The sequence below is a fragment of the Maritalea mobilis genome, assembly GCF_019800885.1.
Classification (GTDB): domain Bacteria; phylum Pseudomonadota; class Alphaproteobacteria; order Rhodobacterales; family Rhodobacteraceae; genus Roseibacterium; species Roseibacterium beibuensis.
Window position 1 is genome coordinate 863,219 of record NZ_JAHVKE010000002.1, and the last position, 24,723, is coordinate 887,941.

The following is a 24,723-nucleotide window of genomic DNA, read 5'->3' on the forward strand; positions in this document are numbered from 1 at the left end:
GGCCTGACGGCCCCGCGCCAAGACAGACAGGCCCCAGATGCTGCAAATCCCCCTATGGAACCGGCTGTTCATCATCGCCGTGGTGCTGGCCGGGCTGGCCTTTGCCATGCCCAACCTGTTCTACGAGCGGGTCGAGCAGTATAACGACGCGGTCGCAGAGGTCGAAGACACCGGCGTGACGAGCGAGGCCGCGGCCGAGGCGCTGTCGGGCTGGCCGTCCTTCCTGCCGTCGACGTTGGTGAATCTCGGGCTCGACCTGCGGGGGGGCGCGCATCTGCTCGCCGAGGTCGAGGTCGAGGATGTCTACGAGGCGCGGATGGACGCGCTCTGGCCCGAGGTGCGGGACACGCTACGCGATCTGCGCGACACGGTGGGCACGATCCGCCGCCAGGACGCGCCCTTGGGCGAGTTGCATGTCCGCGTGAGCCAGCCCGAGGGGTTGGCCGAGGCCGTGGCCGCCGTGCGCGGGCTGGGTCAGCCGGTGGCGAGTCTGACCGGCGTCGGCGCCTCGACGCTTGATGTGCGGGGGGAGGGCGATCTGCTGATCGTGACCCTGTCGGAGGCCGAGCGCGAGGCCACCGACGATCGCACCATGCAGCAATCGGTGGAAATCGTGCGCCGCCGCGTCGACGAGGCCGGCACGCGCGAGCCGACGATCCAGCGCCAGGGTTCCGACCGCATCCTGATCCAGGTGCCGGGCATCGGCAGCGCGCAGGAACTCAAGGACCTGATCGGCACCACCGCGCGGCTGACCTTCCATCCCGTCGTGGGCCGCACCGACGATGCCGACGCGGATGTGGAAAGCCGCCAGATCCTGCTGCCCTCGATGGACGAGGAGGGGGTGTTCTACATCCTCGAACAGACGCCGGTCGTCACCGGCGACGACCTTGTCGACAGCCAGCCGAGCTTTGAGCAGCAATCGGGTTTGCCGGTGGTGACGTTCCGGTTCAACTCGACCGGGGCGCGGGCCTTTGGCGAATACACCTCGGCCAATGTGGGCGCGCCTTTCGCCATCGTGCTGGACGAAGAGGTGATCTCGGCCCCCGTGATCCGGCAGGCCATCACCGGCGGCTCGGGGCAGATCAGCGGCAACTTCACCGTGGAAAGCTCGACCGAACTGGCGGTTCTGCTGCGTGCGGGCGCGCTACCGGCCGAGATGACCTTCCTCGAAGAACGGACCATCGGGCCGGAACTGGGCGCGGACAGTATCGCGGCGGGGGAGATGGCCGCGCTGGTGGCCTTCGCCGCCGTGCTGGTCTTCATGATCCTGAGTTACGGCTTGTTCGGCGTCTTCGCCTCCATCGCTCTGGTCCTGAACGTGGGCCTGATCTTTGGCGTGCTCAGCCTGATCGGGGCGACCCTGACCCTGCCCGGTATCGCGGGGATCGTGCTGACCATCGGTATGGCGGTCGACGCGAACGTGCTGGTCTTCGAACGCATCCGCGAAGAGTTGAAAACCGCGCGCGGCCCCGCCCGCGCCATCGAGCTGGGCTATGAACGCGCGCTGAGCGCCATCATCGACGCCAACCTGACGACCTTCATCATCGCGGTGATCCTTTTCGCGCTGGGCTCGGGCCCCGTGCGCGGCTTCTCGGTGACGCTGGGGATCGGTATCCTGACCTCGGTCTTCACCGCCATCTACGTCACCCGCCTGCTGATCGTGACCTGGTTCGACCGGGCCCGTCCCAAGAAAATCGAGGTCTGAGCCATGCGCCTGAAACTGGTTCCGCAGGATACGAATTTCGACTTCTTCAAACATGCCAAGTTGACCTTCGGTGCCTCGGTGGTGGCCATGGTCCTGTCCATCGGCATCTGGCTGACCATGGGGCTGAATTTCGGCATCGATTTCCTTGGTGGCACCACGATCCGCACCGAATCCGCGCAGAGCATCGATGTCGGCGAGTATCGCGCGGTTCTTGAACCCCTGGGCCTTGGGGATGTGACGATCACCGAGGTGTTCGACCCCACATTCGCCGCCGATCAAAACGTGGCCATGGTGCGCATCCAGGCGCAGGAAGGGGCCGAGTCGGTTACGCCCGAAACCATTCTGGCGGTGGAAGAGGCGTTGCGCGGATTGGACCCGGCTATGACCTTCCCCTCGGTCGAGTCGGTGGGGCCGAAAGTCTCGGGCGAGTTGATCCAGACAGCACTTCTGGCTGTGTGCGCGGCGCTGGCCGCGCTGCTGGTCTATATCTGGCTGCGCTTCGAATGGCAGTTCTCGGTCGGTGCCATTGCGGCACTGGTGCATGACATCGTGCTGACCATCGGGTTGTTCAGCCTGCTGCAAATCCGGTTCGACCTGGCGACCATCGCGGCGCTGCTGACGATCATCGGCTATTCGATCAACGACACGGTGGTGATCTTCGACCGGCTGCGCGAGAACCTGATCAAGTACAAGCAGCGCGCCTTGCGCGACGTGATGAACCTGTCGGCCAACGAGACACTCAGCCGGACCCTGATGACGAGCGGAACCACGCTGATCGCGCTGATCGCCCTGCTGGTGCTGGGCGGCGACGTGATCCGCGGCTTCGTCTTCGCCATCTTCTGGGGTGTGATCGTGGGGACCTATTCCTCGATCTATGTGGCCAAGAACGTGGTGCTGATGATCGGCGTCAAGCGCGACTGGTCCAAGCCGTCCTCGGGCGGGGGCACGCAATTCGCCAATATCGATGCCTGACTGGCTGGTCCCGGCGCTGAGTGAGCCGGGGCTGATCTGGGTCTGCGGGGCCTCGCTTCTGGCGGGGCTGATCTATGGCTTTGCCGGGTTCGGCTCGGCGCTGGTCTTCATGCCGCTGGCAACGATCTTTCTGCCGCCGCCCATCGCCGTGGCGGCGTTTTCCCTGTCGGCGCTGGCCTCACTCTTCACGGTCGTTCCCGGCGCGTGGAAGGTGGCCGACCGCCGTGCGACGGCGGTGATGATCGCGGCGTGCCTTGTGACGACCCCGTTGGGGGTGGCGGCGCTGCGGCTGGCGCCCGAAGACGCGATCCGCACCGGGGTCTGCGCCCTGACGCTGTTGACCTTGGCCGCCCTTCTGGCGGGCTGGCGGATGCCGGTGACGCCCGGGGTCGCGACGCGCGCGGGGATCGGGGCGTTGGCCGGTCTGACGGGCGGGTCGACCGGGCTGAACGGGCCGCCGGTGATCCTGTTCAACCTTGGCACGGCGGGGCAGGCGGTGGCAGTCACGCGCGGCAACCTTGCGCTGTTCCTGACGCTGACCTCGCTGAGCTTTCTGCCGCAGCTTTGGTTGCAGGGGCTGTTGCCGCCCCGCGCGCTGGCCCTTGGCGTCCTTCTGCTGATCCCCTATGGCGTGGGGACGTGGACGGGCGCGCGGCTGTTCCGGCCCGATTGGGCGGGATTTTATCGCGGCGCGGCCTACCTGTTGATCGGGGCGGCGGGGCTGGCGGGCCTGCCGTTCTGGACCTGAGACACGACACGCGAGCAACCCGAGGGGAGGCACCCCATGCGCATCACCGAGATCACCTATGACGACAGCGTGCCCGTGGACGGCTATGGCCCCGGCTTCTTCCGGCTGGGCGGCGAGCGGGTCGAGGGCGCGGTGCTGCTGATGCCCTCGGGGGTGCGGGCCTGGCTGGGCTACGGCGAGGCGCAGCCGATCCTCGACCGGGCGGGCGAGATCGACGTCCTGCTGGTGGGCACGGGGCCGGAAATCGCGCATCTGCCGGCTGATTTGCGGGCCGTCCTGGAAGAGGCGGGTATCGGGGTCGAGGTGATGGCCAGCCCCGCCGCCTGCCGCACCTATAACGTGTTGATCGCCGAGGGGCGTCGGGTGGGCGCGGCCCTGCTGCCGGTCTGAGACCCGAGGGATTGCGCCGCGTTTCACGCGTCGCCCGGTGGCGCCGTGCAAGGGGCATTGAGCCCCTTGCACGGCGCGCGCGTGCCGCGCGGTGCATATTTGAAGGATAAAGATGGGGGCGGGGCGCGCGCTGGGTCAGTCGGCGTCGAGTTGGCCGAGGATCACCACGCGCAATTCGCGTTCGAGCTTGCGGCGCATGGCCTCGGCGAAGTCGTCATGGCTGCGGGCGAATTCGACGAAGGCGCCGGGGCCCTGGATGACCTCATCGCGGTAATACTGCTCGATCTCGCGCGAGGCGCCGCCGATGGCGAGCCCGTTCACGGTGACGCCCGCCAGCGGGAAATGGGCATAGGCGGCATCGGGGGGAAAGCCGTCATTGTTCTGCCCGTCGCCCGAGATGTCGAGGGTCTGGAACAGGCAGGGGGGCGCGTCGGCGAAATGGGACGCGGCGAAGCCAAGCGCGTAGCCGAGCGCCGTGGGGAAATCCTCGGTCCGGCGGGTGGCGCGCAGCACGCGCTCGGCCACGGTGGTCAGGTCTTCTTCGGAGCGGATCAGGGTCCAGTCGACGAGGATGTCCTGCTGGAAGCGCCCGGACCATTCGTAGATCGAGAGCGCCACGGGGCCGTTGCCCGAGAGTGCCGCCTCGACCACGTTGGGGTCGATCAGGGCGGCGGCCAGCCCCTCGATCTGCTGGGCGTATTCCCCGGCATCGACCGAGGCCGACACGTCGAGGCCGAGGAGCAGCGCGAGGCGGCACTGCTCCTGTGCGGTGGCGGGCGCGGCGAGGCCCGTCGCCACCGCAAGGGCCAGAAGGGCGCGGCGGATCACCAATGCCCAGTGTTTTCCATCGAGGCCCAGGGCTCGGCCGGGGCCAGCGCTTCGCCGGCCTGCAGCAGTTCGACCGAGATGTTGTCGGGCGAGCGGACGAAGGCCATGCGGCCATCGCGCGGCGGGCGGTTGATGGTCACGCCATTGTCCATCAGGTGCTGGCAGGTCTCGTAGATATTGTCGACCGAGTAGGCGAGATGGCCGAAATGGCGGCTGTCCGAGGGCAGCCCCTCGTCGCCGTCCCAGTTGTAGGTCAGCTCGACCGGGCACTCCTCCTGCCCCGGGGGGGCCATGAAGATCAGCGAAAAGCGGCCCTGTTCGTTCTCCATCCGGCGCGTCTCGCGCAGGCCGAGCAATTCGTAGAAAGCCATGGATTTTTCGAGATCCTTCACGCGGACCATCGTGTGCAGGTATTTCAGACCCATACCGCTCCTCTTTTGGTTGGATAGCGTTCGGGGCAACTCTAGCGCGGGATGGGCGCGAACACAGCCCGGCAGGGCGGTAAATTTCACGTGGCTGCCCGCGCCGTAGCGCGATGCGACACCGCACCCCGCAGGAGCAGCCCCCTTTATCTTGCGGCCCGCCCTTTGCGTGATGCAAAATGTTGTGAACGCGCCCCTGCGAATCCCATGCCAAGGAAAGGCCCGATCCCATGCCCCTGACCGAAGACCAACTGGCCGAGATCGAGGCCGCCCGCGCGAACCCCCAGCCCACGCTGCGCGCCGTTGCCCCAGGCATGGAGCAGCATCTCTACACCGCGGTGCCGGTGCTGGACCACGGCTTTGTCCGGGTGATCGACTACATGGGCGACGACGCGGCCATCGTGCAGGCGGCGCGGGTCAGCTATGGCGCGGGGACGAAAAAGGCGCGCGATGACAGTGGCTTGATCCGCTACCTTATGCGGCACTGGCACTCGACCCCGTTCGAGATGTGCGAGATCAAGCTGCACGTCAAACTGCCCGTCTTCGTGGCGCGGCAGTGGATCCGCCACCGCACGGCGAACGTGAACGAATACTCGGCGCGCTACTCGATCCTCGACCGCGAATTCTACATCCCCGAACCCGACGCACTGGCCGCGCAATCCACGGTCAACAACCAGGGCCGAGGCGAGTTGTTGCAGGGGGCCGAGGCCGCGCGGGTGCTGGAGATCCTGAAATCCGACGCGGGCCGCGCCTATGACCATTACGAGGAAATGCTGTCACAGGAGGGGCAGCAGGGGCTGGCCCGCGAATTGGCGCGGATGAACCTGCCCGCCAATATCTATACGCAATGGTACTGGAAGGTGGACCTGCACAACCTGTTCCACTTCCTGCGGCTGCGCGCGGACGAGCACGCGCAATACGAGATCCGCGTCTATGCGCAGGCGATTGCCGAGATGGTGAAGGACTGGGTGCCCGCGGCCTATGGCGCCTTCGAGGATTACCGCGTGGGCGGCGTGGCGCTGAGCGCGAAAGGGGTCGAGGTTTTGAAGCGGCGTCTGGCGGGGGAGGCCGTGACGCAGGAGAATAGCGGGATGAGCAAGGGCGAGTGGCGGGAGTTTGAAGAGGTGTTTGGGTGAAACTATCGGAAACCGCAATAGAGTATCTTGTTGGCATTATTACAGGCGATACGAACCGAACTCCGTACCGTAGCGGCCCAAAGCTTGTCGATTTCTTCAATGAGCTAGGCTTCGAGGATCTCTATGGCAGTGGATTTCCGGCGCGTCATAGTTACGTTCGCCAGAACATCTTGGAGGTTAATGGAACAGAGAGAATGAAAAAGGTAGTTGAAGCTGCCTTTAACTGGTCTGTTGAAGACGAAAAGGCCGCCGAAGACAATGCTTTTCAGTTTTCGAGGATTATTTCGAATGGCGGCTACAAATTGAAGAAGGAGTATGGCCGCGGTTTTATGTCTGGGGATGATTATATCCCGGGTCTGTTAATGTTTGAGGTGGTTGAAAACAAAATATTGAAGATCGAAACACCAGACTTTTTTCTTTCCCATGAAAGCCTTGCGGTGCATGTTCGGCGTTGTCATGAGAGAATCGAAAGTGCTGATTACTCGGGTGCCATCACTTTGGCCTACACGATTGTTGAAGAGTTCATAAAGCTATCGCTCCGGGCTAGGAACGTGAAATTTTCTGAAACTGAGGGTGACATCAAGAAGCTCTACCGGCTTCTAGCTGGTGAAAGTGGCCTGCGTGTTACCGATGAAACTTCAGAGGCATTGAAGCCTCTGTTGAGTGGCCTTTCGTCAATGGTGACAGGATTCTACGAAGTCGCAAATAAGGCGAGTGATAGGCACGCTGCAAAGTACCGCGCAGATCGGCATCACGCAAAACTTGTTATTTCACTTGCGATGGCTTTTTGTGACTTTTTGATTGACTCCGAGCAGCACCAGAAAGCCCTTGTGAAGGGATGAACTAACATCGCCGATGAACGACTGTTGCAGTACGCTTCCATGGTGCATCAGACTGTAGTGTGGTCTGCGAAGCAGGCCATAAGCGCCTTTTTGGCGCGACCAGACTATAGCTAACCGTTCTGCGGTTCCAACTGTAAGGTGACGCCGGTTCTAACTCCCGTCTTTCTCGACACCTCCCCCCTTCACCCTACCTCCGCTCCACCCCAACCGCCGGAGCGCCCATGTCCCTCGTCATCCTGTTCGTCGCGACCTCGCTTATCTTCCTGATCGCCGATGCGGTCATGTTGCGCGGGGTGATCCAGCCGATCTTTGCGCGGCATCTGGGCGACGGGCTCTACGAGGGCGGGTTTCGCTTGGCTCCGGCGGTGTTGTTCTATTTCACCTACATGTTCGGCGTGCTGTATTTCGCCGGCTGGCCCGCGCTGCGCGACGGGGTGCCGGTGCAGGCGCTCGTGAACGGGGCGGCGCTGGGCTTCGTCGCCTACGGCACCTATGAATTCACGTCCTGGGCCGTGATGCGCGACTGGCATCCGCAGATGGTGGCCGCCGACCTCGCCTGGGGCACGGCGGTGACGGGCCTGTCGGCCTGGGGTGGGGTGGTCATTGCGCGGGCGCTGGTGGGGTGATCCCCGCGCCGGGGCGGTGGCGGGCTGAAGCCCGCCCTACGGCGGCGCAGGGCCCCATGCCGCGCCGCAACCGGCGCGGGGGCTGAGGGCTGACGCTATCAGGGGCCGCCGGGGCGACCCGTTTGCCGGTCAGAGCTTGACGAGATCCACCGCCGAGGCGCGGCCGTCGCGCCCCTCTTTCAACTCGTACTGGATCTTGGTGTCATCGGCGAGGCCGGTCATGCCCGCGCGCTCCACGGCGGAGATGTGCACGAACACGTCCTTGCCGCCGTCGTCGGGTGCGATGAAGCCATAGCCTTTGGTGGTGTTGAACCATTTCACGGTGCCGGTGGGCATCGGTCTTTCCTTCTCAAGTCTCACGTTCTCGCCCGCCCGCGTCATGCGGCGGGATGGTGCAGCAGCCGTCTCCGTGACCGATTTGCTGCCTTCTTGAGAGGGGCGGTTCACCGGGAAACCTGTCGTCACGCGAAAAAGGATGGCGCAGCGCCGGGGCAAAACAAGGGGGAAGTGCTGGCCCCCGCCGCGATTGGCGTTAATTTGCGCACCCGTGACATGACGGTGCTGGAAAAGGGGGCTTTGATGATCGTTTACGGGCTGAAAGCGTGCGATACCTGCCGCAAGGCGGTGAAGGCGTTGCAGGGGGCGGGCCATGAGGTGCGGCTGGTCGATGTGCGGGCCGAGCCGTTGACGGCGGCGCAGATCGAGGCCTTCGTCGCGGCTTTTGGCGACAAGATCGTCAATCGCCGCTCGACCACGTGGCGGGGTCTGTCCGAGGAGGATCGCGCGCTGCCCGAGGCCGAGATCATCGCCGCGCATCCGTCGGTGATGAAACGCCCGGTGATCGAGGCGGGCGAGACGCTTTATCTCGGCTGGGATGCGGGCGTGCGCGATGCGCTGACCTGACGGCCCAGCATCGCGTCGACCGAGACCGGCCCGGCCCCGCGCAGGACGATCACTGCAAGCAGGAACACCCAGTAGGCGCGCTGGTCGGCGATGAGGCTGGAGGCGTCATTGTCGAACCACGCGCCGAGATCCGCGCCGCCGACGCCGTGGCCCACGATGTCCACCCAGGTCTGCACCGCGACGAAGCCGATCATGCCGAGCGCCGCGAGCCGGGTGAACATCCCCAGCACGATCAGCGCGGGCAGGAGGAATTCAGCCCATGTGCCGAACAGGACTATGGGCGCGGCCAGCGGCCCGAGGCCCGAGGGGTCATATCCCGCGGCCTCGAACTGGCGCGGCAGGATCTGGATATAGGCGCCCAACTCCAACGAGAACGGCCCGCCCGACAGCTTCGTCAGCCCCGAGTTCCAGTAATAGACGAGAAGGGTGCCCGCGAAGATCAGCCGCGCTGCGGTGGGGATGAGCCACGGGGCCACGGCCTCTTCCAGCGCGGCAAAGAGACGGGTGTGCAACTGGATCAATGCGTGCATCGGCTAGGCCTCCGGCAGGGGGAAGTCGAGCGTCAGCGCGCCCGAGGTCAGGACAACGGTCAGCAGCGCGGCCATGTCGGCGCCGGGATGGGCGGCTTGCGTGGCGGTCAGCGCCTCGGCCAGCGTCAGCTTGCCCTTCAGGTGACGGGCCAGCGTCAGCCCGCCCTTGGGCAGGGCATGGGGGGCTGGGTCGAACCGCGCGCGGGCAATCAGGATGTCTTCGGGGCCGGGGGCGGGTTTCGGCCCGCCGCTGCTGTTGAAACGCCAGATCGACAGGACCGGGTGGGGCGAGGACAGGACCAGCGTGGCGGGCGCAAGCCGGGGGCGCAGGGACAGGACGCTGCCCGCATCGTGGTGCGAGACGTCCAGCGGGCGCGCATCGGCGGCGTGGTAGCTTTGGCGCAGGCCAAGCTCCAGCCGCGCCATGTCGGGCAGGTAGGGCAGGTGCGCGACGGGCGGAAATGCTGACAGGAAGCCGGGAAACTTCCCGCCCCAAAGCGGCAGGCGCGGGTCCTCGGGCGGGCAGGCGCGGAAGAAGACCCCTGCCATGGCGTCGAAGAACTCTGCCCCCACCAGCCGCTTGATGACCGGGAACCCGTCGCCCAGCGCCGCGATCAGCGAGGCCGCGACGTTGTTGCGGTAGACGGCGAAGCGCTTGGGCGCGGGGCGGCCTGCGGGGTCCGTCAGGCCGGGGGGTACGGGGGCGTCCGCGTCCAGCAGGGCCGCGGCGAAGGCATCTTGTGTCATGCGCCCACCTCCACCGGCGACAGGATGGCGTCGGCGCGCGCCGCCTCGGCGCGGAGCGTCGGCCAGTCGGGCACCTCCGTGTCCCATTCGATCAGCGTGGGGCGTGGGCCGCCGCGCGCGAGGGTGTGGGCGTAGAGCGTCCAGACCGGATCGACCACTTCGCGCCCATGGCTGTCGATCAACAGCGGCGCGCCGTGGTCATCCTCATCCTCGTCATGGCCGCCGAGATGGATCTCGCCCACCGCGTCCAGCGGGAAGGCGTCGATATAGGCGCGGGCGTCCCAATCCTGGTTGGTGGCCGAAACGAAAAGGTTGTTCACGTCCAGCAGCAACCCGCAGCCGGTGCGCCGCGCGATTTCGGACAGGAAGGTGACCTCGTCCATCTCGGTCTCGGCGAAGGCGAGGTAGGTCGAGGGGTTTTCCAGCAGGATGCGGCGGCCCAGCGCCTCTTGCACCTGGTCGATATGGGCGCAGACGCGGGCGAGCGTCGCCTCGGTATAGGGCAGGGGCAGCAGGTCGTTGAGGAACCCCGTGTCATGGGTCGACCATGCCAGATGTTCCGAGAAACTGGCCGGGTGCAGCCAGTCGCACAGGTGGCGCAGCCGGGCGAGGTGGGCAGGGTCCAGGGGGCGTTCGCCGCCGATCGACAGGCCCACCCCGTGCACGGAGGCAGGGAAGCGTTCGGCCAAGGCGCGCAGTTGCGCCAGCGGGCGGCCGCCCTCTCCGAGGTAGTTCTCGGCGTGGATCTCGATCCAGCCGACCGGGCCGGGGGCGTCCGTCAGCCCGGTGAAATGCGCGGGCTTGTAGCCGACGCCAACGGTCGCGGGCAGGGCTGTGTTGGGGGGGGGGTCGAACATGGGCGGCCTCGTATGGCGAAGCGCGCGCCGCCCGGTCGGGGGCGGCGCGCCGATTGGTCGGCTCAGCCGTCCATCATCATGTCGACGGGCATGTATTGCGCCACGACATTCTCGGACAGACCCTCGGGCAGGTCGCGGGCGATGCCGATATAGCCGCCCTCTTCCAGCTCGGCCTCGGTCATGCCCATGCGGCCGTCGGGCAGCTCGATATCGCCGCAGGTACCGGCGGGCACGAGCGTCCAGGCATTGCCCTGGTAGTCGACGGTGGAGGAGCCGGCGCAGGTCGTGCCCGGCCCGGCGGCACAGCTGTTTTCCCCGGCGAGGCTGACGCCGTAGCATTTCTCGTTTTCCTGCGCGGCGGCCTCGGTCGTGGCATAGGCGCTGACGGCGGCGGTGGCGGCGCCCAGAAGGGCGATGGACTTGGTGACGTTGGTCATGGGTTTCCTCATGGTTCCCGAATGGTACGTGACAGCGCGGCCTGTTGCTCGACCGCTGAGGAAAGACTGCTCGCAGCGCGCCATCACAGGCCAGTCACAGGGGTGTGCAGCACGCTCGCGTGACGGACGGCGAGTAGGGCGTGAGACGTGTGATTTCCCGAAAATGATGGAATTTCAGGTTGTTGGCGGCGTTCTTGTGGCTGAAAACTTGGCCCGGTCAACCAGAATGTTTCCGTTGCGGAAGGGGGAAGGCGGGCAATTGTTTCACCGTACGGTTGAGCGGCGCGCCTCTTGGGGGAGACGGGTAACGCCCATATCTGCTAGATACGCGTCGAACTGACAGGAGTGTGACCATGCGCAACGCCGCCCTTGTGCTCGGGCTGATCGGAGGGATCTGGGCGATGATCGTCGGATTCTTCGTCTATGGATATATCGAGTTCATTGACTGGTTCGGCGAGGTGCCGGATCTGGCCCGTCAGGTCGAGGACCCGGCGCTGTTCCGCACGGTGTCGATCCTGTCGCCCGTCCTCGCCATCGCGGGCGCGGCCATGGCCAAGGTGCGCGCGCTCTGGGGCGGGGTGTTGTTGCTGATCGCCACGGCGGGGATCTGGCATGCCTTCGGCTTCGGCGTGTTCACCATGTTCTCCATCGCCATGTGCGGGCTTGCCGGGCTGCTCGCCATCGCGGCTGGCAAGCCGGACGAGGAAAAGGCCCATTTCTGAGGCCGCGCGGCCCGGTCAGTCGCCGATCTGCACGCAGATATTGCCGAAGGTGGCTTGCGCTTCCAGTGCACGGAACGCCTCGGGCGCGTCGTCGAAGGCGACGGTCTGCCCCACGACGGGGTGGAGCTCATGGGCGGCCAGCGCGCGGTTCAGCGCCTCGAACCCCTGTTTCGAGCCGACGGTGACCGAGCGCAGCGTCATTTGACGGGTCAGGATCGCGGGCAGGAACAGCTCGGCCATGTTGCCGGTGACGTTGCCCACAAGGATGATCTGCCCACCGACGCGCGTGGCCTTGATCGAATGTGGCAGCGTCGCCGCCCCGCCCAATTCCAGCACCCGGTCCACGCCACCGTCGCTGGCTGCGCGCGCGGCTTTCGCCCAATCCTCGGTCACCGAGCGGTCGATCACGAGGTCCGCACCCATGGCGCTGACCCGCGCGGCCTTCTCATCCGAGGAGGTGGTGACGATGGTCCGTATCCCCGCCGACTTGGCCAGTTGCAGCGCCATCAGCGCGACGCCCCCGGTTCCAAGGATCAGGAGCGTCTCGCCCACCCGCATCGGGGCCTCGCCGAAAAGTGCGCTCCACGCGGTCAGACCGGCGCAGGGCAGTGTCGCGGCCTCGGCGTCGCTCAGGTGGCTTGGCACATGGACAAGGCCGCTGGCCGGGAATACCCGGTCCGTCGCAAGCACCCCGTCGAGCGGCCCGCCCAAACGCCCGATCTCCAGGTCACGGGGCGGGGCGCCGCCCTCCCAATTCTGGAAGAAGACGGGCGAGACCCGGTCGCCCACGGCGAACCCGGTCACCGCCCCGCCCACGGCCAACACCGCGCCCACGCCATCCGAGAGCGGGATCAACGGCGGCTGCACCGCGCGCCCGTGCTGGCCACGCAGCACGACGAGGTCGCGGAAATTGAGCGAGGCCGCACGCATCCCCACAAGCACCTCATGCGGGCCGGGGGTGGGGCTGTCGCCCGCCCGCAGAACCAGATTGTCGTAGCCGAAGCCCGCCTCGAACGACCAGTAGCGCATGAAACCCCTCCCTTATCCGTGCGCAGCATGGCAGGGGACGGAGCAACAAAAAAGGGCGATGCAGCGTCAGCCACATCGCCCCGTTCGTTGGTATGCCCGGTTTCAGCCCTTGCGCTTGACGTCCGGGGCCACGGCCTCGGCGGCCAGCGCAGCCACGACATCGTCCAGCGCCTCGACCGAGGTCTGCTTTTCGCCCAGCCGCCGCAGGGTGACGGTGCGATCCTCGACCTCCTTGCGGCCTATGGCGAGGATGACGGGCACCTTGCCGACCGAGTGTTCGCGCACCTTGTAGTTGATCTTTTCGTTGCGGATGTCGGCCTCGGCGCGGATGCCCTTGGCTCGCAGGGCTGCGACCACCTCGTGCACGTAATCATCCGCCTCGGACACGATCGAGGCGACGACCACCTGCCGCGGGGCCAGCCAGAAGGGCAGCTTGCCCGCGAAGCTTTCGATCAGGATGCCGATGAAACGCTCGAACGATCCCAGGATCGCGCGGTGCAGCATAACCGGGCGATGCTTGGCCCCATCCTCGGCCACGAAATCGGCGTCCAGACGGTCGGGCAGCACGAAATCCACCTGCAACGTCCCGCATTGCCAGTCGCGCCCGATGGCGTCGGTCAGCACGAATTCCAGCTTGGGCCCGTAGAAAGCGCCTTCGCCGGGGTTCAGCTCGAAATCGTAGCCGGCGGCCTCGGTCGCGGCCTTCAGCGCGCCTTCGGCCTTGTCCCACACCTCGTCCGAGCCCGCGCGCTTTTCCGGGCGGTCCGAGAATTTCACCTTGAAGCTCTCGAACCCCAGATCGGTGTAGACCGAGGCCAGAAGGTCGATGAATTTCTTGGTTTCCGCCTCGATCTGTTCCTCGCGGCAGAAGATATGCGCGTCGTCTTGGGTAAAGCCGCGCACGCGCATGATGCCATGCAGCGCGCCCGAGGGCTCGTACCGGTTGCAAGAGCCGAATTCGGCCATGCGCAGGGGCAGGTCGCGATAGGATTTGAGGCCCTGGTTGAAGATCTGCACGTGACCCGGGCAGTTCATCGGTTTCAGCGCGTTGATGGTCTTTTCGCGCGCGTGTTCCTCGTCCACTTCGACGATGAACATGTGTTCCTGGTATTTCTCCCAGTGGCCCGAGGCCTCCCACAGGCGGCGGTCGACGACCTGCGGCGTGTTCACCTCGACATAGCCGCCCTCTTCCTGGCGGCGGCGCATGTAGTTCTGCAACTCGGTATAGATGCGCCAGCCATTGGGGTGCCAGAAGATCTGGCCGGGCGCTTCCTCCTGCATATGGAACAGGTCCATCTCGCGGCCCAGCTTGCGGTGGTCGCGCTTGGCGGCCTCTTCCAGCATGGTCAGGTGCTTTTTCAGATCGTCGCGGTTCTTGAAGGCGACGCCGTAGATGCGTTGCAGCATGGGGCGGTCGCTGTCGCCGCGCCAATAGGCGCCCGCGACGCTCATCAGCTTGAAGGCGTCGGCGGGCAGTTGCCCGGTGTGCTGCAAATGCGGGCCGCGGCACAGGTCCTGCCAATGGCCGTGCCAATACATGCGGATCGGCTGCCCCTCGGGGATCATGCCGACCAGCTCCACCTTGTAGGGCTCGTTATTGGCCTCGTAGAAGGCCACGGCGCGGTCGCGGTCCCAAACCTCGGTCGTGACCGGATCGCGGCGGTTGATGATCTCTTTCATCTTCGCCTCGATCTGGCCGAGGTCTTCGGGGGTAAAGGGCTCTTGCCGGTCGAAATCGTAATACCAGCCGTTCTCGATCACGGGGCCGATGGTGACCTTCACGTCGGGCCAGATCTCCTGCACGGCGCGGGCCATGACATGGGCGAGGTCGTGGCGGATGAGCTCCAGCGCCGGGGCGTCGTCCTTCATCGTGTGAATGGCGATCTGCGCGTCGGCCTCGATGGGCCATTGCAGGTCCCAATGCGCGCCGTTCACCGAGGCGGAAATCGCCTTTTTCGCGAGCGAGTTGGAAATGCCGGCGGCGACCTCAGCAGGCGTGATGCCAGCGTCGAAGTCACGCGAATTGCCATCGGGAAAGGTGAGGGAAATCTGGGCCATCTTGGCTTCCTCGTCAGTTTGGCGCCCACGGAACGCCCGGTTGCGGGTTATGTGATGCGCGCTATGTGACCCTCCCTGATAGTGAAGTCAACGGTGGAAGGCACGGTATGGGCCGGGACCTGCAGGATGCGACGTTCGAGTTGCTGTTCGACACGGAACAGGACGGTGCGGAGACGTTGAAGGACAAGGCCGCCGAGGCCGAGGAAGGCAACGCGCTGCGCCATGTCGCCAGCCTGTCGATGACCAAGCTGGCGGACGGGTTCATCAACCCCAAGCTGGTCCTGTCATGGCTGGTCGGCGCGTTGGGGGCACCTGCCGTTTTCGCGGGGCTTCTGGTGCCGATCCGCGAGGCCGGGGCGCTCTTGCCGCAACTCTTCTCGGCAGGCTGGGTGCAGGCGCAGGCGCGACGCAAATGGATCTGGGCGGCGGGCAGCCTCGTGCAGGGGCTGGCGGCGGCGGGGATCGTTGTGGCGGGGCTCTTGCTGAACGGCTGGGCTGCTGGCGCCGCGATCTGCGCGCTTCTGGCGGTTTTGGCCGTGGGGCGGTCCTTCTGCTCGGTCAGCTACAAGGACATCCTGGGCCGCACCGTGGGCCAGACGCGCCGCGGCACGGTGACGGGGCTGGCGGGATCGGTCGCGTCGGTCGGGGTGATCGGCTTCGCGCTTTACCTGATGGTCGGGCCGGGGGCCGAGATGACCGTGATCCTTGTCGCCATAGGCATGGCGGCGGCGCTCTGGATCGCGGCGAGCCTGCTGTTCTCGACCCTCGACGAGCAACCGGCCGAGACCGCGGATGCGGGCGAGGAGGGGCCGTTCGCGGCGCTCTCCTATCTGAAGGAAGACAGCATCCTCGTTCGGTTCATCCTCACGCGCGGTTTGCTCACGGCGACGGCGCTGGCCCCGCCCTTCCTCGTCCTGATGGCCGGTGGCGAAGAGGGGTCCGGCCTGGGGCAGTTGGGGGCGCTGGTGCTGGCCTCGGCGCTCGCCTCTTTCGCGTCCTCCTATGTCTGGGGGCGGCTGGCCGACCGGTCCTCGCGGCAGGTCCTGATGCGCTCGGGCCTGCTGGGCGCGGTCGCCTTGGCGCTGGCCGTGGGCCTCTACCTTGCCGGGGTCTTCGCGCAGGTCTGGGTCGCCTCGGGCGTGCTGTTCCTGGTGATGATCGCCTATCACGGCGTGCGGCAGGGGCGGTCCACCTACCTGACCGACATGGCCCCGGAAGAGGCGCGGGCCGGCTATTCTGCGGTGGCCAACACGGTGATCGGCACGCTGTTGCTGATCTCGGGGGCATTCGGCGGGGTGGCGAGCCTTCTCGGGTCGGAATGGGCGGTGGCGGGTTTCTGCCTGATGAGCCTTGCCGCGGCGGCGGTGGCCCGCGGATTGCCCGAGGTCGAGGAGATCGACCGCGGCTGATCGCTTGCCCCTTTGGCGCCGCTGTCCCAGAAAGGCGGCAAAATGTTCAGGGGAGTACGCATGTCTGCATCCTATCTCGACACCGCCCAGGGGCGGCGGCTGGCTTATCACCGCTTTTCGGGGCGCGAACCGGGGGTGGTGTTCCTGGGCGGTCTGCGCTCGGACATGACGGGCACCAAGGCCGTGCATCTGGAGGATTGGGCGCGCCGCACGGGCCGCGCCTTTCTGCGGTTCGACTATTCGGGGCATGGCGAAAGTTCGGGCGACTTTACCGAAGGGTGCATCGGCGACTGGGCCGAGGATGCGCAGGCCGCGATCGAGGGGCTGACCGAGGGGCCGGTGATCCTGGTGGGGTCCTCGATGGGGGGCTGGATCAGCCTGTTGATGGCCAAGCGGATGCCCGAGCGGGTGGCGGGGCTGGTGACCATCGCCGCCGCGCCGGATTTCACCGAGGACGGCATGTGGGCCGACTGGAGCGAGGAGCAGCGCACCGCCTGCATGGAAGAGGGGCAGGTGGCGCTGCCCTCCGAATACGGTGAGGACATGATCATCACGCGGCGCATGATCGAGGATGGGCGCACGCACCTGGTCCTGCGCGACCCGCTGCCCTTGCCCATCCCCGTGCGGATGTTGCAGGGCACGGCGGATGCGGATGTGCCCATGTCCGTCGCGCTGCGGTTGCTCGACCATCTCGACGGTGACGATATCCGGCTGGAGCTGGTGAATGGGGCCGATCACCGCTTCTCGGATGAGCCCTGCCTTGCCACCATCGCCCGTGCCGTCGAAGAGGTGCTGGCGCGTGCGTGACGTCGGGCGCTGGCTGGGCCGGTTCCTGCTGGCGCTGGTCGTGCTTGGCGCGGCGTTCTGGTTTCTCGCCCCGCGCGAACAGGTCGTGCGTTCGGCCACGGGATCGGCTGTGTTTGAGGCCGACCCGGGCCTTCTGGCCGCGCGCGAGGCCGGGTTCGACGATATCGTGCCGGGGACCGAGGCGCGCGTCGTCTGGGCGGGGGATGAGGGCGCGGTGACGCGCTGGGCCGTCCTCTACCTGCACGGGTTTTCCGCGACATCGGAAGAGCTTCGCCCCGTGCCCGACCGTGTGGCCGAGGCGCTGGGCGCGAACCTTGTCTTCGCGCGGCTTCCCGGGCATGGCCGGACGGGGACCGCCATGGCCGAGGCGCGGGCGAGCGACTGGGTCGACGACACCGACCTGATGCTGGATGTCGCGCGGGCCGTGGGCGACCGGGTGCTGGTGATCGGCACCTCGACCGGCGCGACGCTGGCCGCCTATGCGGCGACCGAGCGCGACATGGCGGTGGACGTGGCGGGCATGGTTCTGATCTCGCCCAATTTCCGCGTGGCCGATCCGGCAGGGATGGTACTGGGATGGCCGCTGGCCGGGGTCTGGGTGCCGTGGATCACCGGCCCCGAGCGCGGGTTCGAACCCGTGAACGAGGCGCAGGCGGCCTATTGGACCACGGCCTACCCGTCGCCGGTTCTGGCGTCCCTCGGGGCGCTGCTGCGCGAGCTGCGGGGGCGGGACCTGTCGGCGGTCACGGTGCCGGCGTTGTTCCTGTTCTCGGATGCCGACGCCGTGGTCGATCCGCGCGCCACCCACGCGGCGGCGGAGCGCTGGGGCGGTCCGGTCACGCTGCGCCCGGTGACCCTGCCGGACGAGGGGGTGGACCCGTATGCCCATGTGATCGCGGGGGATATCCTGAGCCCGGTGATGACGGATCGCGTGGTGGAGGAAATCCTCGATTTCGCGGGCGGGGTGCCGGACTGACCCAGAGGGGTTGCGCCGCCTTTGGCGTCGCCCGGGGAAAGCCGCGCAAGGGGCATCGAGCCCCTTGCGCGGCTGACGCCTCCGGCGGGCATATTTGCAGGATAAAGATGGGGCAGGATCGGGCGCCTGGCGGGTGGCGGTCGAAGATTGAAAAAGAAAGCCCTTGCCGAAACCGGTTTCGGAAGTGAGCCTCCCGACTCGGGAGAGAGGTTTCCATGACGCCACCTGGCGAAAACGGACCGCGCCGCGCGCGGGTCACCATCAACGATCTGGCAGCCGAGCTGGGGCTGGCCAAGGGCACGGTGAGCCGTGCGTTGAACGGCTACCCGGACATCGCCGAGGCGACGCGGCTGCGCGTGGCGAAGGCGGCCGAGCGCATGGGCTATCGCCCGCTGGCGCAGGCGCAGGCGATCCGTACCGGGCGGGCGCGGTCGCTGGGGCTTGTCCTGAATGCCGGGCGGTCGGATGCGCACAAGCCCTTCCTGACCGATTTCCTCGATGGGATCAGCCGGGCCGCGTCGGAAGAGAACTGGACGCTGACCGTCGCGACCGCCCTGGACGAGGCCGACGAGGTGGCGACGCTCGACCGGCTGGTGGACGAGCACAAGGTGGACGGGTTCATCTTGCCGCGCACCAAGCTGCACGATCCGCGCATCGGACTTTTGCGGCGGCGCGCGGTGCCCTTCGTGCTTTATGGCCGCACCGGCGACCCGGAGGGCTGTGCCTGGTTCGACATCTCGGGCGAAGACGCCATGGCGGGCGCGGTGGCGCGGCTGGCAAAGCAGGGGCATCGACGCATCGGGTTTCTCGGGGGGCATCCGGATTTCAACTTTTCGCACCTGCGTCGCGATGGGTACCTCGCCGGGCTGGAGGCCGCCGGGCTGCCCCATGATCCGGCCTTGATCCGCGAGGGGATCTTCACCGTGCCCGAGGGCGAGGTGGCGGCGCTGGACCTGCTGGACCTGCCCGACGCCCCCAGTGCCATCGTCTGTGCCCTCGACCTTGCCGCGCTGGGGCTTTACCGCGCCGCGCTCCGGGCCGGGCGGCAGATCGGGCGCGACCTGGCGGTCATCTCCTATGACGGCATCCCCGAGGCGGCCACGCTGGACCCGCCGCTGACCACCTATGTCGTCGATACCCGCGCGGCGGGGCGGCGGCTGGCGCAGATGCTCTTGGCGCGTATTCGCGGCGCGGCCCCCGAAACGTTGCGCGAGATTGTTCCCGCCCGCCTGATCCCGCGCGGATCGGACCGGATCTGGAGCGACGCGCGCCCCGACAGGGCACGACCCGATCCGGTCAGCCCCGGCACGACACGACAAGACGCGCAGGAAACGCGTGCATCCAAACCCCAACCTTTTGCCTGAAGAAAACCAATGGGAGGTTATGACATGGCAATGATGAACCCCACGGGCCGCGCGGCCCTTTTGGCGGCGGCCTCGGTGCTGGCGCTGACCACGGTGGCCGGGGCGGACACGATCCGCTTCTGGACGACCGAGGAACAGCCCGAGCGCCTTGCCCGGCAGGAGGCGATGGCCGCGGACTTCACAGCCGAGACCGGCATCGAGGTCGAGGTCATCCCGGTTACCGAAAGCGACCTTGGCACGCGCGCCACGGCCGCCTTCGCCGCCGGTGACCTGCCCGACGTGATCTACCACACGCTGCAATACGCGCTGCCCTGGTACGAGGCGGGCATCCTCGATGCCGATGCCGCGACCGAGGTGATCGAAAACCTCGGGGCTGACACTTTCGCCTCGGGGGCGATGGAAATGGCTGCCGTGGAAGAAGGCTATGCCAGCGTGCCGGTCGATGGCTGGACGCAGATGATCGTCTACCGCGCCGACCTGTTCGAAGAGAACGGGCTGGAGCCGCCGACCACCTATGAAAACGTGCTGGCCGCCATCGAGGCACTGCACAATCCGCCCGAGATGTTCGGCTTCGTCGCCGCCACCAAGGTGGACGAGAACTTCATGAGCCAGGTGCTGGAGCATGTCTTCCTCGCCAACGGCGTCTCGCCGGTGGATGAGAACGGCTTTGCCCCGCTCGACGAGGCCGCCACGATCGAGGTGCTGGAATTCTACCGCGCCATCGTCGAGGCCAGCCCCGAAGGAGAGCTGTTCTGGCAGCAGTCGCGCGAGCTCTATTTCGCGGGCCGCGCGGCGATGATCATCTGGTCGCCCTTCATCCTCGACGAACTGGCCGGCCTGCGCGACAGCGCGCCGCCGACCATCAACGATGATCCGACCAGCACCGAACTGGCCAGCATGACCGGGATCGTCACCAACTTCGCCGGTCCGTCGAACCCCGATGGCGCGGCCTGGGCCGATATCCGCTATTTCGGCGTGACGGCCGATGCCGATACCGAGGCCGCGCAGGCCTTCATCGAGTATTCGCTGTCGGACGGCTATACCGCCACGCTCGCCATCGCGCCCGAGGGCAAGTTCCCCGTGCGCCAGGGCGATGGTGAGAACCCGACCGCCTTCACCGAGGCATGGGCGCAGCTGGACGTGGGTGTCGACCGCCGCGCGCCCTTGGGCGACCTCTATGCCGCGGAGATGATCGACGAGATCGTCGGCGGCCTGGACGTGGCGCAGCGCTGGGGCGTGGCCGAGGGACAGCTGGCGCTGGCCTCGAACATGATCAACAGCCAGGTCATCAACCGCCTCGTGCGGGAATACATCGACGGCGTGCGCAGCGCCGAAGAAACCGTCGCGCTGATGAACGAGGAACTCTCGGGGATCGAATGATCCTGCGCGAGACCTGCCGGGGCCGCCGATGTGCGGCCCCGCACCCACCCGGACCCGTAGCTGCCGGAGCCTGACCCATGACGACCGCGACCCCACCGAAAGGACGGGGCCCGCTGGCCCGCCGCGAGGCGCGGCTGGCCTGGAGCCTCCTTCTTCCGACGCTGACCAGCGTGATGCTGGTGGTCATCCTGCCCTTGCTGGCGATCTTCTGGATCTCCTTCAAGCCGGTGGGGTTGGCCGACCTGCGCCCGCCCGCGCCAGTGGTGCGCGAGGATCTGCGCGATGCCGATGAAGAGGTGGCGACGCTGCGCTACCGCATCCGCAATTCCAGCCAGGACGAGCCGATCCGCAACACGGTGCTGACCGATACGCTGCCCGCGGGTGTCACGGTGCAGGCCTTGCCCGAGATCTGTACGCTGGAGGGAGCGGCCCTGCGCTGCGACATCGGCGAGTTGGAGCCGGGCGGACGCCTGACGCTGGAAATCCCCGCCCTGCTCGACGGCGACCCGGATGCGCTGGAGGACGCGATCGAGGACGCGACCCCGGTCGAGATCACCGGCGAGGCGGACAATATCCTCGCCAATTTCGAATTCACGCTGGAGAATTTCCGCGACGTGTTCGACGCGCGCGAATTCTGGACCGTGATCTATGCCACCCTGTTCTATACCGTGGTGGGCACGATCGGTGCGCTGGTCGTGGGCCTGTTTGCGGCGATGCTGCTGAACAAGTCGTTCAAGGGGCAGGGCGTGCTGCGGGGGCTGTATCTGTTTCCCTACGTCGCCCCCGTGATCGCGGTGGCCTTTACCTGGGTGATCCTGCTCGACCCGTTCTCGGGCAGTGTGAACGCGCTTCTGGTGCAGATGGGCGTGACCGACGACACGATCAATTTCTTCGGGGAACGCCCGCTGGCGCTGATCATGGTGACGGTGTTCGAGATCTGGCGCTACTTCCCGCTGTCCTTCCTGTTCATCCTCGCGCGGATGCAGTCGATCGACCACGACATGTACGAGGCGGCGGATGTGGACGGGGCCAGCCCTTTCCAGAAATTCCGCTACCTGTCGCTGCCGATGCTGATGGGCATCCTGTCGGTCCTGTTCCTGCTGCGCTTCATCTGGACCTTTAACAAGTTCGACGACATCTTCCTGCTGACGGGCGGGAACGCGGGCACGCGGACGCTGACGGTGAACGTCTATGAACAGGCCTTCGCGGTCAGCAATATCGGCGCGGGCGCGGCGGTGGCCGTGGTCATCCTGATCTGCCTTCTGATCTTCAGCTGGGCCTTCTTCCGCTTCATCTCGAGAGAGGAGGGCCTGTGATGCGCGCCTTCTGGTACGGATATGTCACCGGCCCGATCCTTGGGGTCTTGTGGGCCTTCATCATGGCAACGACGCTGGCGGTGTTGCTCAGCTTCACCACCGGCGAGGCGTTCCGCCCCGGCCTGTGGGGTTGCATCCTGCTGGGTGCGCTGGTCGGGCTGGCCGCGCCGGAAAACCGGATGGGCTGGCTCTTGGCTTTGGGGGCGGCGGTGCTGGGTGTCGCGCTCAGCTACACGCCGTTCAGCCCGATCCACGTGGCCGAGACCGTCGGGATGGGCGGGCACCTGTCGGCCGGGATCGGCTTTGGCATCGGCCTGGCCTGGCCCGTCACGGTGATGATGGCCGGGGCCCCGCGCGGGGCGCTGAACCGCCATGAGTGGGAAGAGGCGGTGATCCGCTTCCTGACCGGGTTCGGCTACATCTTCTTCACCGCGATCGTGGCGATCCCCTTCTACGTCATGGTGATGACCAGCCTGAAGACGCAAGGCGAACTCATCGCCAACCCGCTCGATTTCTCGATCGATCTCAGCCAGGGCTGGGGGCTGTTCCGCAGCTATTCCGAGCTGTTCCGCGACTTCAATTTCGGCAGCTACATGTGGACGTCCTTCTACGTCTCGGTGCTGACCGTCTTCATCACCTTGGCCTTCTCGATCCCCGGGGCCTACGCGGTGGCGCGGCTTAAATTCCGCGGGCAGAAGGCGCTCAGCCGGTCGATCCTGCTGATTTACATGGTGCCGATGATCGTTCTGGCGCTGCCGATCTACATCGTCTTCTCGATGACGGGCTTGCGCAACTCGATCCTCGGGATCGTCATGATCTACCCGGTCACGACCATCCCCGTCGCGCTCTACATGCTGCAGGGCTATTTCCGCGGCCTGCCCGGCGAGGTGGAGGAAGCCGGGCTGATGGACGGGCTGAACCGGTTGCAGGTGATCTGGAAGATCACGCTGCCCCTGTCGCTTCCGGCGCTGGCGAGCGTGTCGCTCTACGTCTTCATGATCGCATGGAACGAGTTCCTGCTGGCCTTCATGCTGCTGGACGATCCGTCGAAATTCACGCTGACGCGGGGGATCGCCTCGCTCAACAGTTCCGAGATTCCCCGTCAGCACCTGATGGCGGGCGCGGTGATCGCCACCGTTCCCGTGATGGCCCTGTTCCTGGGGCTGGAGAAATTCATGACGCGCGGCCTGACCGCGGGGAGTGTTAAAGGATGACAGATATCTTGACCGAAATCGACGTGGCCCCCCTCGATGCCGAGGCGCGGCGCATTCTGGAGTTGAACGACCGTGGCGGCTACACGGTGCCGACTGATGGTCTTTACCCCTACCAGTGGAACTGGGACTCGGCCTTTGCGGGGCTGGGGTTCGCCGCGGTCAATATCGACCGCGCCTGGGCCGAGATCGAGACGCTGTTCTCGGGCCAGTGGGACAACGGCATGGTGCCCCATATCCTGTTCCACCGCCCCGATCCGGGCTATTTCCCCGGCCCCGATGTCTGGGGGACCGAGGATGCAGTGGGCCGGGGGGCGTGCGCTGTCGCCTCCTCTGGCATCAGCCAGCCGCCCGTTGCGGCCTCGCTGGCGTGGCGCATCTACCAGGCCAACCCGGCTGCGGGCGCAGATCGCTTGCGCGCGCTGTTTCCGAAACTGCTGGCCTATCACCGCTGGATCATGGCGGCGCGGGCCGAGACCGGGGCCGTGGTCATCACCCACCCGTGGGAAGCCGGGCGCGACAACGCCCCCGATTGGGACGAGGCGATGGCCGGCGTCGATCCGGTGGGCGTGCAGCCCTACACGCGCCGCGACACGGGTCATGTGGACCCGCGCATGCGCCCCACGAAAGAGGATTACGACCGCTACATCTGGCTGGTGCAGTTCGGGCGCGACCGCAAATGGGACGAGGCCGCGATTGCCGCGGAAAGCCCGTTCCGCGTGGCCGACCCGACGATGACCTTCACCACCCTGCGCTCGACCCGCGACCTGGCCGCGATGGCGGATCTGCTGGGCGAGGATGCGGGCGAGATCCGCGATTGGGTCGCCACGCTGGAAGTGGGGGCCGAGACCCTGTGGAACCCCGAAACCGGGGCCTATGACGCCAAGAACCTGCGCACGGGCAACTTCGCCGGGTCGCTGTCGAACGCGTCCTTCCTGTGCTGGTGGGGCGGTCTGCGGGACGACCGCGCCGTGCCCGCGCTCGACGCCCTTCTGGCGCGCAGCCCCTATGCGCTGCCCAGCTATGACCCCGAGGGGCCGAAATTCGACCACCTGCGCTACTGGCGCGGGCCGGTCTGGGGGGTGATGAACTACCTCGCCGGGAACGGCATGGCCGAGGCGGGGCTGACCGCGCAAGCCGACCGCGTGCGCCGCGACACCGCGCGGCTGATCGCCGAGAACGGCTTTGCCGAGTATTTCAGCCCGATCGACGGCACGCCCGCCGGTGGGGCCACGTTCACCTGGACGGCGGCGGTGTGGCTGGCATGGGCCAGCCCCTCGGCCCCCTCCGGGCAGGGAAAGGACTGAG

At 66.6% G+C, this 24,723-nt stretch carries 26 protein-coding genes; 17 read left to right on the forward strand and 9 right to left on the reverse strand.

The features are described from left to right. The first annotated feature begins 37 nt into the window (after window positions 1-37). The 4 genes from secD to KUV65_RS13175 are packed head-to-tail and all read left to right on the forward strand — an operon-like array spanning window position 38 to window position 3,815. Window positions 38-1,705 carry a protein translocase subunit SecD gene (secD, locus tag KUV65_RS13160; protein ID WP_222191141.1) on the forward strand — a complete coding sequence of 556 codons (1,668 nt, stop codon included), beginning with the start codon at window positions 38-40 and terminating at the stop codon, window positions 1,703-1,705. A gap of 3 nt (window positions 1,706-1,708) precedes the next feature. Further along, complete coding sequence (gene secF / locus KUV65_RS13165; RefSeq protein WP_222191142.1) at window positions 1,709-2,677, forward strand: protein translocase subunit SecF; 969 nt, start codon at window positions 1,709-1,711, stop codon at window positions 2,675-2,677. Beyond that, window positions 2,670-3,425, forward strand: coding sequence for a sulfite exporter TauE/SafE family protein (locus tag KUV65_RS13170; RefSeq protein ID WP_222191143.1), 756 nt, complete (start codon window positions 2,670-2,672; stop codon window positions 3,423-3,425). Before secF ends, KUV65_RS13170 begins: the two co-directional genes overlap by 8 nt. A 36-nt stretch (window positions 3,426-3,461) precedes the next feature. After that, entirely contained in the window at window positions 3,462-3,815 is a 354-nt protein-coding gene (locus KUV65_RS13175) for an Mth938-like domain-containing protein (protein ID WP_222191144.1), read from the forward strand. A gap of 135 nt (window positions 3,816-3,950) precedes the next feature. Here the strand turns inward: KUV65_RS13175 and KUV65_RS13180 are convergent, their stop codons facing one another. After that, window positions 3,951-4,643, reverse strand: coding sequence for a DUF1194 domain-containing protein (locus tag KUV65_RS13180; RefSeq protein WP_308124678.1), 693 nt, complete (start codon window positions 4,641-4,643; stop codon window positions 3,951-3,953). Beyond that, a complete protein-coding gene (locus KUV65_RS13185; protein WP_222191287.1) occupies window positions 4,640-5,062 on the reverse strand; it encodes a VOC family protein in 423 nt (140 codons plus the stop codon). The genes KUV65_RS13180 and KUV65_RS13185 overlap by 4 nt, the downstream gene beginning before the upstream one ends. A gap of 233 nt (window positions 5,063-5,295) precedes the next feature. Between KUV65_RS13185 and thyX the strand changes: the two genes are divergently transcribed. From thyX to KUV65_RS13200, 3 genes are all read left to right on the forward strand, one after another. Next, the gene (gene thyX, locus KUV65_RS13190; protein ID WP_222191145.1) at window positions 5,296-6,201 is read left to right on the forward strand and encodes an FAD-dependent thymidylate synthase; all 906 of its coding nucleotides are present in this window, start codon (window positions 5,296-5,298) and stop codon (window positions 6,199-6,201) included. Continuing rightward, the gene (locus KUV65_RS18220; protein ID WP_222191146.1) at window positions 6,198-7,043 is read left to right on the forward strand and encodes an abortive infection family protein; all 846 of its coding nucleotides are present in this window, start codon (window positions 6,198-6,200) and stop codon (window positions 7,041-7,043) included. The genes thyX and KUV65_RS18220 overlap by 4 nt, the downstream gene beginning before the upstream one ends. A 221-nt stretch (window positions 7,044-7,264) precedes the next feature. After that, window positions 7,265-7,669 (forward strand): DUF2177 family protein, encoded by a 405-nt coding sequence (locus tag KUV65_RS13200; protein ID WP_222191147.1) that lies wholly within the window; start codon window positions 7,265-7,267, stop codon window positions 7,667-7,669. Between the two features lie 129 nt (window positions 7,670-7,798). Here the strand turns inward: KUV65_RS13200 and KUV65_RS13205 are convergent, their stop codons facing one another. Beyond that, on the reverse strand, window positions 7,799-8,005 hold the full coding sequence (locus KUV65_RS13205; protein WP_222191148.1) for a cold-shock protein: 207 nt from the start codon (window positions 8,003-8,005) through the stop codon (window positions 7,799-7,801). A gap of 216 nt (window positions 8,006-8,221) precedes the next feature. On the opposite strand from KUV65_RS13205, the gene KUV65_RS13210 reads away from it, so the two are divergent. Continuing rightward, window positions 8,222-8,572, forward strand: coding sequence for an arsenate reductase family protein (locus KUV65_RS13210; protein WP_222191149.1), 351 nt, complete (start codon window positions 8,222-8,224; stop codon window positions 8,570-8,572). Here KUV65_RS13210 and KUV65_RS13215 read toward each other — a convergent pair. From KUV65_RS13215 to KUV65_RS13230, 4 genes are all read right to left on the reverse strand, one after another. Then, window positions 8,530-9,102 (reverse strand): DoxX family protein, encoded by a 573-nt coding sequence (locus tag KUV65_RS13215; protein ID WP_222191150.1) that lies wholly within the window; start codon window positions 9,100-9,102, stop codon window positions 8,530-8,532. The genes KUV65_RS13210 and KUV65_RS13215 overlap by 43 nt on opposite strands. 3 nt (window positions 9,103-9,105) lie before the next feature. Further along, window positions 9,106-9,849, reverse strand: coding sequence for an HvfC/BufC N-terminal domain-containing protein (locus KUV65_RS13220; protein WP_222191151.1), 744 nt, complete (start codon window positions 9,847-9,849; stop codon window positions 9,106-9,108). After that, the gene (bufB, locus tag KUV65_RS13225) at window positions 9,846-10,706 is read right to left on the reverse strand and encodes an MNIO family bufferin maturase (protein WP_222191152.1); all 861 of its coding nucleotides are present in this window, start codon (window positions 10,704-10,706) and stop codon (window positions 9,846-9,848) included. The genes KUV65_RS13220 and bufB overlap by 4 nt, the downstream gene beginning before the upstream one ends. A 62-nt stretch (window positions 10,707-10,768) precedes the next feature. Beyond that, window positions 10,769-11,143, reverse strand: coding sequence for a BufA1 family periplasmic bufferin-type metallophore (locus KUV65_RS13230; RefSeq protein ID WP_222191153.1), 375 nt, complete (start codon window positions 11,141-11,143; stop codon window positions 10,769-10,771). A gap of 353 nt (window positions 11,144-11,496) precedes the next feature. On the opposite strand from KUV65_RS13230, the gene KUV65_RS13235 reads away from it, so the two are divergent. Continuing rightward, window positions 11,497-11,865, forward strand: a complete 369-nt coding sequence (locus KUV65_RS13235; RefSeq protein WP_025310620.1) for a hypothetical protein — start codon at window positions 11,497-11,499, stop codon at window positions 11,863-11,865. A gap of 15 nt (window positions 11,866-11,880) precedes the next feature. On the opposite strand, the gene KUV65_RS13240 is transcribed toward KUV65_RS13235, so the two are convergent. Together KUV65_RS13240 and thrS are read right to left on the reverse strand one after the other, a co-directional pair. After that, a complete protein-coding gene (locus KUV65_RS13240) occupies window positions 11,881-12,894 on the reverse strand; it encodes a zinc-dependent alcohol dehydrogenase family protein (protein WP_222191154.1) in 1,014 nt (337 codons plus the stop codon). A gap of 102 nt (window positions 12,895-12,996) precedes the next feature. Next, on the reverse strand, window positions 12,997-14,952 hold the full coding sequence (gene thrS, locus KUV65_RS13245; RefSeq protein ID WP_222191155.1) for a threonine--tRNA ligase: 1,956 nt from the start codon (window positions 14,950-14,952) through the stop codon (window positions 12,997-12,999). A gap of 107 nt (window positions 14,953-15,059) precedes the next feature. Between thrS and KUV65_RS13250 the strand changes: the two genes are divergently transcribed. From KUV65_RS13250 to KUV65_RS13285, 8 genes are all read left to right on the forward strand, one after another. After that, entirely contained in the window at window positions 15,060-16,361 is a 1,302-nt protein-coding gene (locus tag KUV65_RS13250) for an MFS transporter (protein ID WP_222191156.1), read from the forward strand. Window positions 16,362-16,421: 60 nt separating this feature from the next. After that, window positions 16,422-17,168, forward strand: coding sequence for an alpha/beta hydrolase (locus KUV65_RS13255; RefSeq protein WP_261331750.1), 747 nt, complete (start codon window positions 16,422-16,424; stop codon window positions 17,166-17,168). Beyond that, a complete protein-coding gene (locus tag KUV65_RS13260) occupies window positions 17,161-18,144 on the forward strand; it encodes an alpha/beta hydrolase (protein ID WP_222191158.1) in 984 nt (327 codons plus the stop codon). The genes KUV65_RS13255 and KUV65_RS13260 overlap by 8 nt, the downstream gene beginning before the upstream one ends. Before the next feature lie 215 nt (window positions 18,145-18,359). Beyond that, window positions 18,360-19,508: a LacI family DNA-binding transcriptional regulator gene (locus KUV65_RS13265; RefSeq protein WP_222191159.1), complete on the forward strand. Its 1,149-nt coding sequence runs from the start codon at window positions 18,360-18,362 to the stop codon at window positions 19,506-19,508. Between the two features lie 24 nt (window positions 19,509-19,532). After that, complete coding sequence (locus KUV65_RS13270) at window positions 19,533-20,888, forward strand: ABC transporter substrate-binding protein (RefSeq protein WP_222191160.1); 1,356 nt, start codon at window positions 19,533-19,535, stop codon at window positions 20,886-20,888. 77 nt (window positions 20,889-20,965) lie between these two features. Next, window positions 20,966-22,204: a sugar ABC transporter permease gene (locus KUV65_RS13275; RefSeq protein WP_222191161.1), complete on the forward strand. Its 1,239-nt coding sequence runs from the start codon at window positions 20,966-20,968 to the stop codon at window positions 22,202-22,204. Further along, entirely contained in the window at window positions 22,204-23,418 is a 1,215-nt protein-coding gene (locus KUV65_RS13280; protein ID WP_222191162.1) for a carbohydrate ABC transporter permease, read from the forward strand. Before KUV65_RS13275 ends, KUV65_RS13280 begins: the two co-directional genes overlap by 1 nt. Continuing rightward, window positions 23,415-24,722, forward strand: a complete 1,308-nt coding sequence (locus KUV65_RS13285; RefSeq protein ID WP_222191163.1) for an MGH1-like glycoside hydrolase domain-containing protein — start codon at window positions 23,415-23,417, stop codon at window positions 24,720-24,722. The genes KUV65_RS13280 and KUV65_RS13285 overlap by 4 nt, the downstream gene beginning before the upstream one ends. Window position 24,723 lies beyond the last annotated feature (1 nt).

Coding starts and splice junctions, on each gene's coding strand:
- secD (WP_222191141.1), top strand. CDS start 38: ATGCTGCAAATCCCCCTATGGAACCGGCTGTTCATCATCGCCGTGGTG.
- secF (WP_222191142.1), top strand. CDS start 1,709: ATGCGCCTGAAACTGGTTCCGCAGGATACGAATTTCGACTTCTTCAAA.
- KUV65_RS13170 (WP_222191143.1), top strand. CDS start 2,670: ATGCCTGACTGGCTGGTCCCGGCGCTGAGTGAGCCGGGGCTGATCTGG.
- KUV65_RS13175 (WP_222191144.1), top strand. CDS start 3,462: ATGCGCATCACCGAGATCACCTATGACGACAGCGTGCCCGTGGACGGC.
- thyX (WP_222191145.1), top strand. CDS start 5,296: ATGCCCCTGACCGAAGACCAACTGGCCGAGATCGAGGCCGCCCGCGCG.
- KUV65_RS13200 (WP_222191147.1), top strand. CDS start 7,265: ATGTCCCTCGTCATCCTGTTCGTCGCGACCTCGCTTATCTTCCTGATC.
- KUV65_RS13205 (WP_222191148.1), bottom strand. CDS start 8,005: ATGCCCACCGGCACCGTGAAATGGTTCAACACCACCAAAGGCTATGGC.
- KUV65_RS13210 (WP_222191149.1), top strand. CDS start 8,222: ATGACGGTGCTGGAAAAGGGGGCTTTGATGATCGTTTACGGGCTGAAA.
- KUV65_RS13215 (WP_222191150.1), bottom strand. CDS start 9,102: ATGCACGCATTGATCCAGTTGCACACCCGTCTCTTTGCCGCGCTGGAA.
- KUV65_RS13220 (WP_222191151.1), bottom strand. CDS start 9,849: ATGACACAAGATGCCTTCGCCGCGGCCCTGCTGGACGCGGACGCCCCC.
- bufB (WP_222191152.1), bottom strand. CDS start 10,706: ATGTTCGACCCCCCCCCCAACACAGCCCTGCCCGCGACCGTTGGCGTC.
- KUV65_RS13230 (WP_222191153.1), bottom strand. CDS start 11,143: ATGACCAACGTCACCAAGTCCATCGCCCTTCTGGGCGCCGCCACCGCC.
- KUV65_RS13235 (WP_025310620.1), top strand. CDS start 11,497: ATGCGCAACGCCGCCCTTGTGCTCGGGCTGATCGGAGGGATCTGGGCG.
- KUV65_RS13240 (WP_222191154.1), bottom strand. CDS start 12,894: ATGCGCTACTGGTCGTTCGAGGCGGGCTTCGGCTACGACAATCTGGTT.
- thrS (WP_222191155.1), bottom strand. CDS start 14,952: ATGGCCCAGATTTCCCTCACCTTTCCCGATGGCAATTCGCGTGACTTC.
- KUV65_RS13250 (WP_222191156.1), top strand. CDS start 15,060: ATGGGCCGGGACCTGCAGGATGCGACGTTCGAGTTGCTGTTCGACACG.
- KUV65_RS13255 (WP_261331750.1), top strand. CDS start 16,422: ATGTCTGCATCCTATCTCGACACCGCCCAGGGGCGGCGGCTGGCTTAT.
- KUV65_RS13265 (WP_222191159.1), top strand. CDS start 18,360: ATGACGCCACCTGGCGAAAACGGACCGCGCCGCGCGCGGGTCACCATC.
- KUV65_RS13270 (WP_222191160.1), top strand. CDS start 19,533: ATGGCAATGATGAACCCCACGGGCCGCGCGGCCCTTTTGGCGGCGGCC.
- KUV65_RS13275 (WP_222191161.1), top strand. CDS start 20,966: ATGACGACCGCGACCCCACCGAAAGGACGGGGCCCGCTGGCCCGCCGC.
- KUV65_RS13280 (WP_222191162.1), top strand. CDS start 22,204: ATGCGCGCCTTCTGGTACGGATATGTCACCGGCCCGATCCTTGGGGTC.
- KUV65_RS13285 (WP_222191163.1), top strand. CDS start 23,415: ATGACAGATATCTTGACCGAAATCGACGTGGCCCCCCTCGATGCCGAG.